Consider the following 17,157-nt stretch of genomic DNA (forward strand, 5'->3'; position numbering starts at 1 on the left):
CATGCCATAGTATAGCTAAAACATAACAATCGTTCTTTGAATGAGTTTACTTTATCAGCCCCAGCCTGTTCATAATAATTACAATTATGAATACGATCAGCCAGAATACTAAAGTAATACTCATCTCTCTTTTAAGAAATAAAGAGACCTCGGCCCATACTTTATGAATTAACCATTTATCTGTTTTCATCAGCGAATGCTGTTAGATAGATTATTACCTTGATATATGGGAGTATCAGAAAGGGGTATTAATTGAAGGCTTGAACGAAATGAAAACCAATAACGAAGAAAATTGTTCTACTTATAGTTAATGGAAGTAAGGGTAGTTAATGAAAGTAAGGGAATTAAAACTCATCGCTGTAAGGATAGCTAACCTGGCAAATGTTAATCGTTGTCGCTATGTTAAATGACAGTTTTATTAAGGTGGAAGTGGGCCTGTCCCAGGTTTAGTTTATTGAATATTTCTGCAAAAAAATACCTTTTAACAAATATTTGTAGCTAGGGTAAAAAATAAAAAATGACAAACTTGCCAAGTTCCTGATTGTTGTTTAAAAGCCGGGATGTTCCGGTAAAATAATGTTTAAGGAGGGAAATCATCATGACCTTAGTAAAATTCAATGAGGGAAAAAACAGGAGCCTTGCCCGCCCTGGGTTTGACGATATTTTTGAATCCATTTTCAATGATACTTTTTTGTCTGACCGGATGATATCACGGGTACCTGCGGTGAATATCTCGGAGACGGATAGTCATTACCATATTGAACTTGCCGCACCGGGACTGAATAAAGAAGATTTTAAAATTGATCTGGACCGGGATGTGCTCAGTATTTCTGCAGAAAAGCAATCAGAACAATCAGATAAGAAATATAATAAGTGCGAATATAGCTACAATTCATTTGTGCGTTCTTTTACCTTGCCAGATTCTGCGGATGATGCCAGTATTGAAGCGGTATATACCGACGGCGTGCTGAAAATCAATGTAACTAAAAAAGAGGAGGCCAAAACAGCCAGCCGCCGGATTGAGATCAAATAGAATTGGCTTAAAATCAGCAATTGTTTAACCAGGCGCTGTATTGCAGCGCCTTTATTTTTACAGCCATGTTAATTACAGAAAACAAAAGCAAAGAAAGAAGCAGGGGAGACCTTGTTTCAAACCTGGTAACAGAAGGGCCGCTTTGCGAAAAAGATGAACAGGCTATTGCCATTGAGCGTGCTAAACAGCTTCAGAAGGAAGCTCTGGAAAAATGGGAACGCTTAAGAAAGAAGGATATTAATTAAACTTTTTATTAGTAAAAGGTAAAGCGATGTGGTATGATCCAAATAATTATTATTGGGGCATGAACTGGATATGGTGGACAGTTTGGTTTATCCTGCTGGTATGGGTCTTTGCAACTCCTTATAATATTCCCGGCCAGCGGCATGCAAAAGAAAATGCGCTGGAAATTTTGAAAAGGCGTTTTGCTAACGGGGAAATAGATCATAAAGAATACGAGGAAAGAAAAGCGGTTATTGAAAAAAAATAAGAGTGCTATCAACCAGTTAGTATATTCTGCACAAACCAAATCTTTTGACCCCGGGAACGCTCAAACACAGTCCTCCGATCTTGGCAAAACGCTGCTGGATGATATGATTCCCAAAGGGATCATTAAATAAAAGGAAATGGATACATTCACTATGAAGTTTCAGATAGCCCAGGGACATCTGGAGATCGGCCTTATTATTACTCCTGTTGATATGCATCACCAGCAGTTTAAGGTGGAAAGGATGACCGGTGAAAATAATCCGGTTATTTTAACCCGCTCTGCTACGGGCCGGTGGCACGCGGAGAATCCCGGTAAATGGCCAATCACCGACCGGAAATTCCAGAAACTTGGAAAAATGATTGATGAGCATCTGCATAAAATTGAGCAGATGAAAAATATACTGGTGCTCACTGATTTTTCTGAGGCTTCCTTTAATGCCGCACGGTTTGCAGCAGAGCTGGCTCATCAGGTAGGGGTTTCCTGCATAGTGCTGTACCATTCTTATGAGTTTAATCCTATTGCTATGACCCTTACCTCACAAGTGCCTGCAGGGGTGGTAGATGTTCCTCATAAAAGTATAGAGCAGCTGGAGGGTCTGAAGAAAGACCTGGAGGTTTTAGCCAGCAAAAAAACCAAAATAGAGATTTATGCTGATGATCTCCCAATGGTCAGCGGGGTAAAGTCCGCTGCGAAACAACATCATGCAGGCCTGGTGGTTATGGGGATCACCGGCAAAAGTGAGCTGGAGAAGATACTGGTAGGCAGTAATACCATCTCGATGGCCAAAGTTTGCGCCATACCCTTGCTGGTTGTACCGCAGAAAGCAAAATTTAAAAAGATCCACCGGGTTTTATTTGCCTGTGATGTTAAAAAACTCTCCATTTCTACCCCGGTACAGGCAATAAAGTCAGTTGTACATAAACTGGATGCGAAATTGATTATTTTAAATGTAGGCCGTTCAGATGAAGACCAGTTTACCCCGGATAGGGTAACAGGCGAAACCCTCCTGCATGAAAAGATGGACGACGTAGGCCCCGAATATCATTACATTAATCATGAGGATATTGCCAGAGGTATCATGGAGTTTGCGGATAAGCATAATATACAGCTGGTGATAACGGTACCTGAAAAATATGACTTTTTTGAGAGCCTGTTTCACCGCAGCCTGACAAATAAGCTGGCATTCCATACCCATATTCCTTTATTATTATTGAAGGAAGCTATTTAGCGGATGATTTTTATAAAATGGATAAAGCCGGATGATATGCTGCACAAAGCCCTGCCATATAGCAATTAGTCTGATGATACAGTCTGAAATTGAAAAGCTGACAACCAGCGGCATTTTTCCGGGCCAGGGAAGCAAACTGCCGGTATCAAAAGAAACCCATATTTCCTGGGTTATCCTAACCGAAAAGTATGCCTATAAAATTAAAAAGCCATTAAAGTTCTCCTTTCTTGATTTTTCAACACTAAGCAAACGTAAGTACTATTGTGAAAGGGAAGTGGAGCTGAACAAACGCCTGGCCGGTGAAATGTATGTAAAAACCCTGCCCGTTTTTAATGATGAAGGCAACTATTCCTTTAATAAAGGAGCTGGCAAACTCATTGATTATGCCGTATTAATGAATAGGATGGATACTGCAAAGGAAATGAATAAGCTGCTGGAAAAAGATCGCGTAAGCTCTGCGGCAATCAAAAAATTAGCCAAACTGGTTGCCGCTTTTCATCAGAGCGCAGCGGTAATAAAACACAGGTTCAGGCTTAGCGATAATCAGCAAAGGTATAATGACCTGCTTACGGTTAAAGAATTTGCATCAGAACATTTAGGCAGTAGTTATTATGCAATTATTGTTGATGCAATTAAGAGATCAGATGTGTTTTTAAGCAAAAACCAAAGCTATTTAGAGGAACGGTCACTAGCCGGATTGACGAGGGATGTGCATGGAGACCTGCATTCCGGGAATATATTTTTATATAGAAAGCCTGTCATTTTTGATTGCATAGAATTTAATGACAGCCTGCGGCGGATAGATATTTTGGATGAGGTCGCCTTTTTTTGTATGGATCTGGAAGCTTTTCAACGCCATGATCTGAGTAAGATCTTTTATGAAAGCTATTTGCAATATTCCGGTATAAAGGAAACCCACCAGAGCAAACAGCTTTTTAATTATTATAAAAGCTACCGGGCAAATGTAAGGGCAAAGGTCAATGCTTTAAACGCCCTGCGATCTGCTGATCAGGAACAGCATTTAAAAAGTAAAAAGGATGCCAAAAAGTATTTAAAGTTACTGAGAAGCTACCTGCCGGAATTTTAAACAAAAGAGAGGGTTCATCAATCGGGTCTCTCTTTAACCAACAGCAAGGGAACTGAAATTTCAAAAGTCAGTTTTTTAGTCATACTCGAATGAAACAGGCTTTCAAAAAAGCCATATTGTTTAGGCACCGCAATCACTAATTGAACATCGTGTTTAAGAGCAAATTGTGTAATGCCTTTTGCAATATTGTCCGCGTTGGTATAATGGTATTCCGGCCTTTCTTTATCCCAGAGCTGATGGAGCACTGTTTGTTCAGTTATGGTATCTGGTGTAAAATGTTCCTGATCTTCTGTATCAACATTTAATACAAGTAATTTGGCATCCAGTTGATGGAGGAGGGAACTGATTTGTTTTACCGGGGTGGATGTAGATACTTTTTTGAGGTCGCAGGCAAAAACAATTCTGCGGATCTTCTCAAAACGGACTTCCCGGGGCACAAGTAACACCGGGATAGTGCTTTCTTTTGCCACAGTGATGGTATTGCTGCCAATCAGTACTTGTTCCAGTCTGCTTTTCCCGGTTACACCCATTACTAATAAACCCACCTGCTGCTGCGCACCTATAGACTCCGACGCAATAATGAGGTGCCTGTCATCTGCCAGGGTTTCAATAACGGTACGCTCGTTTGTAAAAGAGCGTAACTTGTCTTTTAATAAAGCCAGGTTTTCCATACTATCCTTATAAAATCTTTCCACATCGGCGGGTTCCAGCACTGGTACTGCTGTTTGCACGGGAGGTTTCAATTCATAAGAATGATAAAGGATAAGCCTGGAAATTTCCAGGTGATGGGTAAGTGCGGCAGCATAAAGGGCGGCGTTCGTGGCGGCATCCGAAAAATCGGTAAGCACAAGGATCGTTTTCATAAGATAACTGTTTAAAGAGCATCTCCGGTTAAAAACTGCCGGCTTTATAAATCTTTAAGTAGTAGTACAATAAGGATACCAATTTGTATGATATTACTATTTGATTGCCTGTTTGAATGGATTTCCTTATTATTTGCCTCTTAAACGGCCCTTAATTAAGTGCACTTTTATTTTAGCGTTCATTTTAAATCAATGATGCTGATGTTCCTGCTCTGCCTTCTTCAATAGATCCATTAACGCTTCATCCGGAAAATCGCCAAAGGTTTCATAAGCTTGCCCTACGGCATAAAAATCACGCGGTTGCACCAGCACCTCAATCTTATCTGCCTCCTGTAAATGTGCATCAAACTGGAGGCCCGAAACCGGAACGGCTATAACGATGAGAGCGGCTTCCCTTTTGCGGCAAAGCCTTACAACCGGTACCAGCGTAACTCCCGTAGCAATGCCATCATCCACCAGGATAACAGTTCTTCCCTTCAGATCAGGCAGCGCTTTTCCATGCCTGTATTTTTGCACCCGGCGGTTAATTTCAATGGCTTGTTTTTCAATGATGTTTTCAATAACCCCGGGTGCAAGGGCATTTTCGCCATGCGGGGAAACGTAAACAATATGATCTTCAGCTATTGCACCAATCCCATACTCTTCCTGCCCCGGAAAGGGCAGTTTTTTAGCCACTGCCAGGGATAACTCCGCATCCAGTTGTTTGGACACATAGTAGGCAACCTCAACCCCTCCGCGTGGGATTCCTAATACCAGCGGATTTTGATGCATATATTTAGGTTTAAGAAATAAACCTAATTCTTCTCCCGCCTGCTGCCTGTTTTTAAAAGCGCGACTCATTATCTAAAGAATTTTATTAATTTTTGATAGCTGTCAAATAAGTGAATCATTATAACCTTCGGTCCGGCATCCAATCTATTTCAGTGTCAGTGACAGGCTGCTTAATTGTAATTTTACGATAGTTAAATAATTAATAATGAGCTTTATCCCCGGGGTTCGCGGCTTGCCTGATAATTGACATTGTTTTCAGCAATCTGTGTTAATAAGATGTCAGCTTCCTTTTCTTCGGCCAATGTTTGGCCCAAAACTTCTGCGGCATCATTATAGCCCATGGTTTTGGCCAGTGTTACCAGCCCTCCGTAAGTGGCTATTTCGTAATGTTCAGCTTTCTGCCCTGCAAAGATCAGCCCGGCATCCCTTTGTGCGGTACCATTCTCGGTATCGTCAATGATATTCTCGCCTTCATCTATAATACCAGCCATTGCCGGGCACTTGCTGGTATCTGCCTTTTCGTTAATCATGCCAAATACCTGCTGCAGGCGATCAATATGTGTATATGTTTGATGACAATGATTTCCAAAAGCGTTCTTCAATTCCGGCGTTGTGGCGGCTTCCTGCAATTTAGGGAGCGCTTTTACCAGTTTCTTTTCGGCCCAGTAAATGTCCTTTAACTGATCAACAAAAAACTCCTTGAGCTTAGAATTTGTTGCTTGCATTGTTTGCGTTTCCATAATCATATTATTGAAAGTTTATATAATTAAAATCACATTGGTTTAGGGCTTTGATAATGAACAGCTTCAGTTAGATAAACTGGCTGGTTTGTCATTAATATCAGAAAGGAATTATAACTTAAGGTTAATAAATTAACACTCGCGTATTATTAATGTTTAAATAATTTGAAAAGAATTGAATAGACAAGTAGCCGCTTATAAGCTGGAATTGGGCATCATAAAGAGAATAGTTTAAATCAAAAATAATTGCACAGTTTGCAATTGTTTAATTTAAAGTTAAAGCATGGAGGTCGTTAATTTATTTAGCTATGAAGGCAGCAGTAACAGAAACCATGCGGGGAAGTGGCAGAATAATTAGCTTTAATTATAGTGGTACTTCACTCTTTAAATATTTGCCAAACCAGCCTAAAGCATAATCAGTTACTTCTTCCAGTTTCCCTGGTTCTTCAAACAAATGCGAAGCATCATGAACGATGGCCAGTTCGCTGATCGATTCGATCTCATCAAATGCTTTTTCATTCAGCTCACGCACAACATCATCTAGTCCGCCTACAATCAGCAGCACCGCGGCCTGCACTTTGTTTAAAGCATTAGGTGCCAGGTCTGGGCGCCCGCCTCTGGATACCACCGCCAATACTTTATCTGGTAATTCGGCTGCGGCAATCAGGGCTGCTGCCGCACCTGTACTGGCGCCAAAATAACCGATAGCCATATTAGCGGTCAGTATTTCGGCAGTTACCCATTCTGTTACTTTAATAAGCCTTTTTGCAAGCAGGTTAATCTGAAAACGATTAAAATATTCGTGGCTTTCCTGCGCCGTTAAAAGATCAAACAAAAGTGTGGCATATCCTTTTTTCCGAAGTTTTTCAGCAATGTATTGATTACGCGGGCTTAGCCTGCTGCTGCCACTGCCATGTGCAAACACGACAATTGCTGTTGAATTTTTTGGAATGGCAAGATCTCCCGGCAAAAGGACCCCGTTTACAGGAAGTTCAATCTCTTCATTAAATTCATATTCTATCATATGCCTTATTTGGTTATCAAAAAAAAGCACTTTAATTAATTTACAATTTGGTAGGGAATAAGTTTTTTAATTCTGGCTCTGGTTTACATGGCCAGCAGTACGGCCACATAATGACAAATAGCAGCTGCAAGGATAAAAGAGTGCCATATTGCATGGTTATACAGCCATTTACCCCATAGGTAAAAAACAACACCTATGGAATATAAACCTGTTCCAATAAAGATCATGATGATGATCTCCCCCGGTAACGATTCAAAGAACCGGCTGCCACCTACAATCATGATCCAGCCCATAAGCACATAGATGATAACCGATATGATCTCAAAACGCCCGGTAAACCAGGCTTTGAAAAATACACCAATGATTGTAAGCCCCCATAATACAGCTAACAGGGTAATGCCAAAAGCATTATTAATATATACCAGCAGAAAGGGGGTGTAGGTTCCGGCGATGAGGAAATAAATACTGATATGATCAAAGATCTCAAAGAGCCGTTTAACAGCAGGTTCTTTTGCCAGATGATAAACCATTGAACAGGTGAACAGCAATAAGAAAGAAAAGCCATAAATGCCTGCCCCGATAATACCAGGCGTGTTGTTGTGAGAAACAGCTATACCTGTTAACACAGGAAGGCCGCTTACACCGAAAACTATGCCTATGCCATGTATCAGGCCAAAGATCAATTCTTGTTTACGTGAATAGTTATAAGTATCCATAGGTGCACGCTTATCACTCTATTAACGAAATTGATCCACAATGGTTTATGCACTAAACAATAGGCGTTTAATTAATAATTGCTTTAATAATTATTGTTTTGAATGCTTTTTGCTGTCATGAAATGCGTGGATATAAGCATCAGCTAATACCTGCTGATCAAATAATGTATATAGGTTATCGCCAGATGGACTGGTGGATAAAACCACCAGTGTCTTTTTTTTATCGGTGGATTTAAGAGCCATCATTGAAGATGACTGATGTAATTTTATTGAAGTGTTCATAAACTAAATAATGAGCATGACTATAAAAAGCTATGCGAATAGGATGCGATTTTAACGGCGCAACCGGGTTGTATTATAGGCTACCTGTTAACATCATTTTTGATGAAACCTGGTACCTGATCTGTAAAAGCGTGGAGGTCAAGAAGGGCCTATTGGCCTGGTTTCTGCATCGGGAGCAATGCAATAGATATATGATCGCGTTTTCTATGATATTAAACGAGTAAACGATTTTGCTTTTGCCAAAAGCTATGGTTGCTGTTTAGTATTTACTCAATATTTGTCTTAATTACAATATTTATTGCCCGGGCCCGGTTCAGCGGATTAAGCTGTTTCCGAATTTTTAACGGAACCTTGTGGTTGTACAGAAGTAAGTTCGCCAAACTCATTTACATAAGCCATCATATGATCCAGCCCGCCGCCGGTTGCATATTCCCTTCGTTCCTGTTTACGTACTGCTTTATTTTCTTTTTTCTTTTGGCGGTCTTTTTCCCGCTGCTTCTTCATGAAGGTTGCCTGTGATTTTGCCATAATTTTAATTTTTGGAATTTTGTTAAAAAAAAACACCCGCCGGTAAAGGCAGGTGCTTTACGCATAATTTATTTTTTACTTAGATAATTTTTACATTTACCGCGTTAAGGCCTTTTCTGCCTTCTTCCACATCAAACTTTACCTTATCGTTTTCACGAATCGGGTCGATGAGGCCATTCGAGTGAACAAAAACATCATTCCTGTTTTCACTCTGTGAGATGAATCCGAAACCTTTTATGGTGTCGAAAAACTTTACTGTTCCTTCTTTTTGCATTATATTATTGTTCTAATAGCTACAAGGTAAGCATTTTTTAGCGGAATATTTCTTTTGAGTTGTTGTATATTAACAATATGTTAAATGTATGACATCCGGCCTGAAGTATCCTGAGTGCTGTTGATTTCTGCAACTCTCTACGTGTTTTAGATCAACTTAAGGGAATAAACAATTGAAATCACTTAAGTGCCCATCTAATTTTAATCGTTAATGGAGTTGTCATAATGCCGGTGAAAATCATTTTCGTACTTTTCAGGAATAGGTACTGACGGATCATATTCCGGGCTGTTTTTTACCGCATTTACTGTTATATCTACATAAACTGAAGAATCTTCCCATTTTACTTTGCTGATCCATTTGGGAGCTATCAAAACTTTCTTTCCGGGAAACCAGTGCCCGGTATCTACAACAAGGAAGTACACTTTCCAGGTTTTATCATCAATAATAAAGTCCACTACGTCGCCTATTTCACCATCAGTTGCATGGATCCGGTATCCCGTAACCTCACTAATACTACGCAGGTGCGGATCGGCCGGCTCCTTTTTGCTCGCTCTTGCCAATATACTCTCTTCAAACGGAACCCTTGATTCGATCATGCCTGACAAACCCATCCCGCCATAAAACCCTGACCCGGAGATACCATAATATGGCCAGTCATAATGGCTGTAAAGTTCAATTTCCTGTTGGCGGGAAACGGTTCTTTCTGTATCTATATCCGGGCTTTTTTTTATTTGTTCTTTAGTAAGGTTAACCGGGAAGGCTTTGTTTTGCCAGTTTGGTTCTTTTAAAGCAGCAGGAGAAATAAGCACCTTGCGGCCAAACAGCCAGCTGCCCGCTTTTACAATAAGATAACGTATGGTCCAGGTTTCGTCATCAAAATAAAACTCATCTACTTTTCCAAATTCACCGTCAGTGGCCCCCATACTGAAGCCAACTAAACTTTTTGCACTCCGTTTCATAATACTTCTGCTTAATAGTCCGTTTTTTCTAATCTCTTTATTATATAAATCGGTTATTTAGCGAAGATCAAATGTTTATACCAGAGGGTTGTCCTGTCTGAAAATGACGCCCGCAATAGCCGCAATAATTAATATGACCATCAATACCCAAAAGAAGATACCGATTACCGCGACTGTTGCCGCCGTTTCTTCTTCATGGATCTTTTCTATAGTCGTGTTTTTTGTCGTTTTGCCATTGTTAAATCTGCGCGAGGCGGGAGATATAGGTGATGCTACTGCCGCAAGTAACAAGGCAAATACAATAGCTGCAATCAAACCAGGCACCCAATAATAACCCCATGCTACAGGCCCTGCCGGTACCGCCCATTGACCTGCGCCTAAGGAAACGAAAAAAAGAAGAAAGAAAAATATCCAGAAACCACCCCAGGGGCCTGTATTCCTGAAGACAAGGCTAAAGATTGCTGTTAATATAACAGCATAAAAAAGTGCGAATAAAATACCGGCGAATGACATGAGTAATAAGTTAAATGGTTACCAATGAGGCCTGTACGCTTATATTTACAACAAATAATTATAGAAAGTGTTCCATTTGTTTCTGCATTATTAAAATTAAATAATATTTATAGAACCGGCTAATGTTCTCCACAAAACAACATGTGCCGAACCAACTAACGCCGCGGCCTTACAGTTTTAAAAAATATAATTTTTAGCTAAGTTGTATTTCCTTACATACTCAGATCAGTTCATTACCGGAGGACTGTTCTGGTTACTTTCTCTCCAGCATGTATCGCCATACAACTGCACTTAGGATGCTGCCCAAAATAGGTGCTGCAATAAACAACCACAGTTGACTAATAGCAGCTCCGCCAACCAGCAGGCCCGGGCCTATGCTCCTTGCCGGGTTTACAGATACGCCGGTAACCGGTATCCCTACAATATGAATAAGCACTAAACTTAAACCTATAGATATACCTGCAAAACCGCCGTGTATATTTTTTGTAGAGGTTGATCCGAAAATAACAAACAGGAATATAAATGTAAAAACCGTTTCGGCAATAAAACCTGCCTGCAAGTTGTAATGTGCCGGCGAAGAAGCAGCATAGCCATTTTGCCCCAAACCATTAATAGCAATATCATACCCTTCTTTACCGGATGCAATAAGCAATAGGATACCTGCCCCCGCAATGGCCCCTAATATTTGGGCAATAATGTAAACTATGGCCTCACTTACCTTCATTCGGCCGGCCACAACCATGCCGATAGAAATAGCCGGATTAATGTGACAGCCTGAAATGTGCCCGATGGCATATGCCATTGCTACCACTGATAAGCCAAAGGCGAAAGAAATGCCCAGCAGGCCTACACCTGTTGTGCCATTTGCACCGGCTATTACAGCACTGCCGCAGCCCATTAAAACAAGAACAAGTGTGCCAAAGAACTCGGCAGCCAATTTAGAGGATGTGTTTGTTTCCATGTTAGGTTTTAAATTAAGTGAAAAGTATGGTTGACTATTGGTTATACAGGTGTATTGGGGTAGGGATACTATGTAAATATAAGAACCAGGTTTAAATGCAGGTTATACTTGTTATCAACAAATACTGAATTAATAACATTCATTGCTTTAAAATTAAATTAGTCACATGAAAAGAAACGCCATCGTTATAATAACGATCATGATTTTTTTGGCAATATCAGCCAACTGAAACCAGTTTAATTACCTGGTGGCTTTTCTATTTTAATTTATTGCCATCAGTTTCTGCTAAAGTTGGTAAGTTTACAACTGCTGGTTTGAGAACAAAATATCCGGCCGACATCTAATTACTATAGCGATCTATTGCTATCCTGCGGAAGATTGCTGATTTATTTAACCTGTGAATATGAAATGCTTTTCAACAAATTGTAAATCTTTAATAATGAAAAGAGTACTTGTACTGCTTTGCTTGTTCCATACTGTTTTAACGGTTGCTTTCTCTCAGTCTGCTCAAAAGACGGTGTGGAGCATTGGAAAAGCAGACAACACTGCAAACGAATTTGCACTGGCCCCAAACGGGTTCAAAAACTTTGTAGGACATGATTTTGGTTACGAGGATAAGTTTTTCCTGATAGGCTATTCAACAGAAAAGAAAGATTTTCCATATGTACTTCCAGGCCCTGTTGATACCTGGGGCGGCACATGGTCAACCGCCGGGTGGCGAACCAGCCAGGTAAATATTTTGTTTGACATTAAAACTTTACCAGACAAAGCAAACTGCAAACTGGTGATCAGGTTATCAGATTATGCTAAAAAATTTCTGCCTTTAATTAAAATAAGCATTAATGATCAGGACAAACGCATTCAGTTAACAGCCGCGGGTTACGACGTAGATAAGCAAGCGCGTCCTAATATGAATGAGCCGAATACTGACACTATTGCATTAAACGGCAACCTGGCAACGGCCACTCCAAAAACAATTGAAATCCCTATCAGGCCCGATATACTTAAAAAAGGAGGTAATAGCATTATTATTACGGTACTACAAGGCTCATGGCTCATGTTTGACCAGATAAGTTTAGAAGGGCCCTCAAAAACAATTTTGCAGGCACCGGGACAGTTGTTTGTTGACCACGTTAAAGCGGCAAACTATGAACTGGCTAACAACGGAAAACGCATGCAGCCTTTAATAGTTAGTGCCCGTTATTTAACAGGTTCCCCAAAATTGAGTGTTGAACTGGATGGCAAACCAATTTTTGCAGAGCAACTGGAAAAGGGTGCCTATGAGTTTGAGGCTTTAATGCCTGCTGTATTGTCATCAAAACAAAGTAGTTACAGAATACTGGAAAATAACAAAGTTGTTGAAGAGGGAATTGTAAACAGATCACCGAAAAAATTGCAAACCCTTGCTGGTTATGTAGATACACGTATGGGTACCGCCCACTCGCGGTGGATGATTGCCCCCGGGCCGTGGATGCCGTTCAGCATGGTAAAGATGAGTCCTGACAATCAAAGCCCCGGCTGGCAGGCGGGCTATGAGCCGGCATTTGAAAGTATTGGTACATTTAGTCACGTTCATGAATGGACCATGGGCGGATTAGGCATTTTTGCGACCAACGGAAAACTAAAAACAAACATTGGCGATGAGTTGAAGCCCGGCTCAGGCTACCGCTCGGGTATAAATAAAAGAACTGAGGAAGCGCCGATTGGCTATTACAAGGCAGATCTTTCAGACTATAATATCAAAGCCGAAGTTACGGCCACCACGCGCTGTGGTATTGAACGCTTTACCTTTCCAAAAGACCGGGACAGTGCCCGGATATTGATCGACCTGCATATCCCGGCAGAATATAGTTATCAGCTAAAAGAAATAAAGCTTAAAAAAGTGAGCGATTATCGGATAGAGGGGTCTTCTCATCAACTTAGTCCAAAAGTATGGGGTAATGATGCCGACCAGGATTATACCATTTATTTTGTTGTAGAATTTGATAAGCCAATAAAAAGCATAGGTGGCTGGATAAATGATAAACTTAAGCAAGGTGATACATTTGAAGCGAAGGACATTAAGGATGCCGGTTTATTTGTACAATTTGACGCGGAAAAAAATCCGGTTGTGCAGGTTCGTTCGGCCATTTCATTAGTAAGCCTTAACAATGCCGGCCAGAATTTAGAAACAGAAATTACCAAACCATTTGGCTGGAATTTTAATGCGGTAAGACAAAACCAGTTAAATACCTGGAACGATATTTTTAACCGTGTAAAGATCAGTACTACTAACAGACTGGAAAAAATGCGCTTTTATAATGCGCTGTACAGGTCTATATGCAGCCGCAATACCTGGAGCGATGTAAATGGCCAGTGGCGCGGAACTGATGGCAAGGTGCAGCAATTTAAAAATAAAGGTGATGTGGCCCTGGGCTGTGATGCCTTCTGGAATACCTTTTGGAACCTCAACCAGCTTTGGAACCTGGTAACACCAGAATGGAGCAGCCACTGGGTGAAATCGCAGCTGGCCATGTATGATGCCTATGGCTGGCTGGCCAAAGGGCCGGCCGGTATGAATTATGTGCCGGTTATGGTTGCTGAGCACGAAATACCGCAAATGGTATCGGCATGGCAAATGGGTATCAGAGATTTTGACGCTGATAAAGTGTTAGCAGCAGCTGTAAAAATGCAAACCACACCAGCACAAAAAATATTTACCGGCTTTGTTGGGAACACTGATCTGCCTGAATATGAAAAACATCATTACGTACCATCAGATAAGGGCCGTTTTTCAAATTCAATGGAGTACTCTTTTGATGACTGGACGGTAGGGCAGTTAGCCAGATCTTTAGGTAAAAAAGATATCTATAACAAATTTAATGACAGGGGTTATTGGTGGAAAAACGCTATTGACAGTGCCGGTTATAGCCATATGAAACTTAGCAATGGCAAGTGGGTAAAAGATTTTGACCCCTTTAAAAGCGGCGCTAATGAAGAATATGTGGAAGGCAATGCCTGGCAGTTAACTTTCTTCGTACCTCAGGATGTACCGGCATTAATAAGTTTGGTAGGTAAGAATAAGTTTGTTGACCGGCTGGAATGGGGCTTTAAGCAAAGTGAACCCTGGCGTTACAACGGTATGAACGATCAATATTGGGACTATCCTGTAGTGCAGGGGAACCAGCAATCTATGCATTTTGCATTTTTGTTTAACTGGGCCGGCAAACCGTGGTCTACCCAAAAGTGGAGCCGCTCTATACTGGATCGGTTTTATGGGTACAATACGGCCAATGCCTATTTGGGAGACGAAGATCAGGGCCAGATGAGTGCGTGGCTGGTAATGGTTGCCATGGGCTTGTTCCAAACGGATGGTGGCAGCAGTGTTAATCCGGTCTATGAAATAGGCAGCCCACTCTTTAAAAAGACAGAAATAGATCTGGGGCAAAGGTTTGGTCGCGGTAAAAAGTTTACCATTATTGCCAAAGGCGCTTCACGTAATAACATGTATGTGCAAAAAGCAATTTTAAATGGCCGGGTATTAAATTCATTTAATTTTCCGGCTTCGGAGTTGTTAAAAGGCGGTTCACTAATGCTTGAAATGGGGCCGAAACCAAATAAGCAATGGGGAATTAAATAAAATTGCGATACGCATAAGCAATTAATGTTTCCATATGCTATCTGATACGCTGTTATTAAACAGAAGTGAAGTAAATAATGGTCGTAAATATAACAAATTGAATAACAGTTAATTGAGATATATTGCATTGGAGATGTTTGCTTCTTTTTCTCCTGTGTTTTTAATAGATCCTTAAAAAGATGCCTTAATCACGTTAAATCACGAGATATTCGTTTGTTTGCTTTTGTAACAACTGAAATAAATACCGGCTATATTTTTTAGTGGTGCGGTTATTGCATTATATTGATTTTCAGATACCTAATCTTAAACATATGTGCAAGCTGGTAATGATTGATGATAACCCGATGGAACATCTGATAATGCAGAGAATGTTTGATCGCTATGAATTGTTTCACGATGCCTCCCATGCTTTGGACGGACGGCTTATTATAGACTTTTTAAAGGAAAACCGGACGAATGAAGCAGAGCTCCCCGATATTATATTTCTGGACCTCCATATGCCGGAGTGCAGTGGCTGGGATTTCCTGGAGCAATTTGAAAGGCTGTGCCTGTCTTTAGGGAAACCTATCAGCATTTATATCATATCTTCCTCCGTTTGCCCCGAGGACAGGTTAAGAGCAAAGCAATACCCATTTGTAAAGGATTTTATAACAAAGCCCATAAAGAAAGACCGGCTGGAATTGTTATATGCCATCTATTTAAAAGTTAACCGGAAAGCAGGTTAATATATCCCTATTTCATTACCGAGGTTCACAAGCGTATTACAATCAAAACTGATAAAACCAGATGGCTATGATTTTTTATTTTTTAAAATAACCAGAGGGTTAATTCATTAACTTCGTGAGAAGTAACTTATATGAGTTTGTATGCCTGAAAGTAAATACTTCCTTTTTTTTGTAGGTGCTTTAGGAGCTTTTAATGGCCTGATGCTGGGTATTTACTTTTTGTGCTTTGTTAAGAAGAAGAATCTCTCCAGTTTTTTTCTGGGCTGCCTGCTGGCGGCGCTGAGCATCAGGATCGGTAAATCAGTTTTCGTGTACTTTGATCCTGCTTTGCCAAAAATATATTTGCAGATCGGTCTGTCGGCTTGCTTGCTGATCGGCCCCGCATTGTTTTTCTTTATAAAATCTGCGATAGAACAACCTGCCAGCCTGCCACGCAACTGGAAGCTACAGATCATTGCTTTAATTGCAGTGATGCTTATTGCAGGTATTCTGTTTCCTTATGCTATCTATCCTAAGTTGTGGAATTTATATTTCATCAAAATGATTTACACGGCATGGCTGGTTTATGTTATTGCTGCCGGGTTAAAACTAAAAAATATATTTGCCCGGCTGGGCAGTGATCCGGCTTCTGTAAAAACAGCCGAAAAATGGTTGGCGGCTATCTTTTCCACTAACGCTGTTATCCTTGCTTTTTTCCTGATGGCAGCGCTCTTTCGTAATGTTTTCGAAACCTATTATGGCGGCGCCGTCATCTTTTCGTTTGTGCTTTATGGTATGATCTTCGTTCACCTGTACAAAGCAAAAACAACAGATCAGTTTTACCTCATCCCCGGTAAACCCAATAAAAAAACAAACAATGTAAACACTTCTCTTTTACTTAGGTCGCTGGAACAGGCAATGACCGTGGATGTATTATTTAAGAACCCTAACCTTATGCTCAGCGAACTGGCAAAAGTGGTTAATTTAACAAGTCATCAGCTATCGCAGATATTGAATGATGACCTTGGCAAGAACTTTACGTCTTACGTGAATGAATACCGCATTAATGAAGCCTGCCGGATGATGGCCAAGGGGCATCCTTTCTCATTGGAAGCCATTGGGTATGAAGTGGGCTTCAACTCTAAGTCTACTTTCTACGCCGCTTTTAAAAAGCTAAAGTCCACAACGCCAATGCTGTATAAAGAAGAACTAACTAAAAGCAATCAAGTAGCGAACGCTTCATTATCAGTTAAGTGATTAATTTAACAGGTGCGGAATTATAAATCCGTACGCCTGAAACTATAAGTTCACACTCCACAGGCCAGGGGCTATTCTACATTTGGTTTATTCATTCGAGTAAAACCA

22 protein-coding genes are annotated in these 17,157 nt (G+C 40.6%); 10 read left to right on the forward strand and 12 right to left on the reverse strand.

What is annotated here, in order from left to right; translation table 11 throughout:
- Positions 1-46 precede the first annotated feature (46 nt).
- A complete protein-coding gene (locus tag WC743_RS14280; protein ID WP_373012793.1) occupies positions 47-190 on the reverse strand; it encodes a hypothetical protein in 144 nt (47 codons plus the stop codon).
- A 408-nt stretch (positions 191-598) separates the two neighbouring features.
- On the opposite strand from WC743_RS14280, the gene WC743_RS14285 reads away from it, so the two are divergent.
- From WC743_RS14285 to WC743_RS14310, 6 genes are all read left to right on the forward strand, one after another.
- On the forward strand, positions 599-1,033 hold the full coding sequence (locus tag WC743_RS14285) for an Hsp20/alpha crystallin family protein (protein ID WP_373012795.1): 435 nt from the start codon (positions 599-601) through the stop codon (positions 1,031-1,033).
- A 65-nt stretch (positions 1,034-1,098) separates the two neighbouring features.
- Complete coding sequence (locus tag WC743_RS14290; RefSeq protein WP_373012797.1) at positions 1,099-1,278, forward strand: hypothetical protein; 180 nt, start codon at positions 1,099-1,101, stop codon at positions 1,276-1,278.
- 59 nt (positions 1,279-1,337) lie between these two features.
- Positions 1,338-1,523, forward strand: coding sequence for an SHOCT domain-containing protein (locus WC743_RS14295; protein WP_373012799.1), 186 nt, complete (start codon positions 1,338-1,340; stop codon positions 1,521-1,523).
- Entirely contained in the window at positions 1,510-1,653 is a 144-nt protein-coding gene (locus WC743_RS14300; protein WP_373012800.1) for a hypothetical protein, read from the forward strand. Before WC743_RS14295 ends, WC743_RS14300 begins: the two co-directional genes overlap by 14 nt.
- A gap of 6 nt (positions 1,654-1,659) precedes the next feature.
- Positions 1,660-2,751: a universal stress protein gene (locus tag WC743_RS14305; protein WP_373012801.1), complete on the forward strand. Its 1,092-nt coding sequence runs from the start codon at positions 1,660-1,662 to the stop codon at positions 2,749-2,751.
- A 73-nt stretch (positions 2,752-2,824) separates the two neighbouring features.
- Entirely contained in the window at positions 2,825-3,838 is a 1,014-nt protein-coding gene (locus WC743_RS14310) for a hypothetical protein (protein ID WP_373012803.1), read from the forward strand.
- Positions 3,839-3,855: 17 nt separating this feature from the next.
- Here WC743_RS14310 and WC743_RS14315 read toward each other — a convergent pair whose 3' ends face one another.
- The 6 genes from WC743_RS14315 to WC743_RS14340 all read right to left on the reverse strand — a co-directional run bounded on the left by WC743_RS14315 (position 3,856) and on the right by WC743_RS14340 (position 8,198).
- Positions 3,856-4,701 (reverse strand): universal stress protein, encoded by an 846-nt coding sequence (locus WC743_RS14315; RefSeq protein ID WP_373012805.1) that lies wholly within the window; start codon positions 4,699-4,701, stop codon positions 3,856-3,858.
- 189 nt (positions 4,702-4,890) lie between these two features.
- Positions 4,891-5,541: a phosphoribosyltransferase gene (locus tag WC743_RS14320; RefSeq protein ID WP_373012806.1), complete on the reverse strand. Its 651-nt coding sequence runs from the start codon at positions 5,539-5,541 to the stop codon at positions 4,891-4,893.
- Between the two features lie 143 nt (positions 5,542-5,684).
- Entirely contained in the window at positions 5,685-6,212 is a 528-nt protein-coding gene (locus WC743_RS14325; RefSeq protein ID WP_373012808.1) for a ferritin-like domain-containing protein, read from the reverse strand.
- Between the two features lie 364 nt (positions 6,213-6,576).
- Entirely contained in the window at positions 6,577-7,236 is a 660-nt protein-coding gene (locus WC743_RS14330; protein ID WP_373012810.1) for a dienelactone hydrolase family protein, read from the reverse strand.
- An 83-nt stretch (positions 7,237-7,319) separates the two neighbouring features.
- On the reverse strand, positions 7,320-7,952 hold the full coding sequence (locus WC743_RS14335; RefSeq protein ID WP_373012811.1) for a hemolysin III family protein: 633 nt from the start codon (positions 7,950-7,952) through the stop codon (positions 7,320-7,322).
- A gap of 90 nt (positions 7,953-8,042) precedes the next feature.
- Positions 8,043-8,198, reverse strand: a complete 156-nt coding sequence (locus WC743_RS14340) for a hypothetical protein (protein ID WP_373012812.1) — start codon at positions 8,196-8,198, stop codon at positions 8,043-8,045.
- Positions 8,199-8,266: 68 nt separating this feature from the next.
- Between WC743_RS14340 and WC743_RS14345 the strand changes: the two genes are divergently transcribed.
- Positions 8,267-8,458, forward strand: coding sequence for a hypothetical protein (locus WC743_RS14345; protein ID WP_373012814.1), 192 nt, complete (start codon positions 8,267-8,269; stop codon positions 8,456-8,458).
- Positions 8,459-8,555: 97 nt separating this feature from the next.
- Here the strand turns inward: WC743_RS14345 and WC743_RS14350 are convergent, their stop codons facing one another.
- The 5 genes from WC743_RS14350 to aqpZ all read right to left on the reverse strand — a co-directional run bounded on the left by WC743_RS14350 (position 8,556) and on the right by aqpZ (position 11,469).
- Positions 8,556-8,762, reverse strand: a complete 207-nt coding sequence (locus WC743_RS14350) for a hypothetical protein (protein ID WP_373012816.1) — start codon at positions 8,760-8,762, stop codon at positions 8,556-8,558.
- Between the two features lie 79 nt (positions 8,763-8,841).
- Entirely contained in the window at positions 8,842-9,036 is a 195-nt protein-coding gene (locus WC743_RS14355; RefSeq protein WP_373012817.1) for a cold-shock protein, read from the reverse strand.
- A 200-nt stretch (positions 9,037-9,236) separates the two neighbouring features.
- Positions 9,237-9,995 (reverse strand): PRC-barrel domain-containing protein, encoded by a 759-nt coding sequence (locus tag WC743_RS14360; RefSeq protein ID WP_373012819.1) that lies wholly within the window; start codon positions 9,993-9,995, stop codon positions 9,237-9,239.
- 75 nt (positions 9,996-10,070) lie between these two features.
- Complete coding sequence (locus WC743_RS14365) at positions 10,071-10,508, reverse strand: hypothetical protein (protein ID WP_373012821.1); 438 nt, start codon at positions 10,506-10,508, stop codon at positions 10,071-10,073.
- Between the two features lie 253 nt (positions 10,509-10,761).
- Positions 10,762-11,469 (reverse strand): aquaporin Z, encoded by a 708-nt coding sequence (gene aqpZ, locus WC743_RS14370; RefSeq protein ID WP_373012823.1) that lies wholly within the window; start codon positions 11,467-11,469, stop codon positions 10,762-10,764.
- A gap of 439 nt (positions 11,470-11,908) precedes the next feature.
- Here aqpZ and WC743_RS14375 point away from each other — a divergent pair, with 439 nt between their 5' ends.
- The 3 genes from WC743_RS14375 (at position 11,909) to WC743_RS14385 (ending at position 17,049) form a co-directional block, all read left to right on the forward strand.
- On the forward strand, positions 11,909-15,088 hold the full coding sequence (locus WC743_RS14375) for a GH92 family glycosyl hydrolase (protein WP_373012825.1): 3,180 nt from the start codon (positions 11,909-11,911) through the stop codon (positions 15,086-15,088).
- Positions 15,089-15,399: 311 nt separating this feature from the next.
- Positions 15,400-15,813, forward strand: coding sequence for a response regulator (locus WC743_RS14380; RefSeq protein WP_373012827.1), 414 nt, complete (start codon positions 15,400-15,402; stop codon positions 15,811-15,813).
- A 141-nt stretch (positions 15,814-15,954) separates the two neighbouring features.
- Positions 15,955-17,049 carry a helix-turn-helix domain-containing protein gene (locus WC743_RS14385; protein ID WP_373012829.1) on the forward strand — a complete coding sequence of 365 codons (1,095 nt, stop codon included), beginning with the start codon at positions 15,955-15,957 and terminating at the stop codon, positions 17,047-17,049.
- Positions 17,050-17,157: the final 108 nt, after the last annotated feature.

Origin of the sequence: Mucilaginibacter sp. (assembly GCF_041660805.1) — a bacterium.
Taxonomy (GTDB): domain Bacteria; phylum Bacteroidota; class Bacteroidia; order Sphingobacteriales; family Sphingobacteriaceae; genus Mucilaginibacter.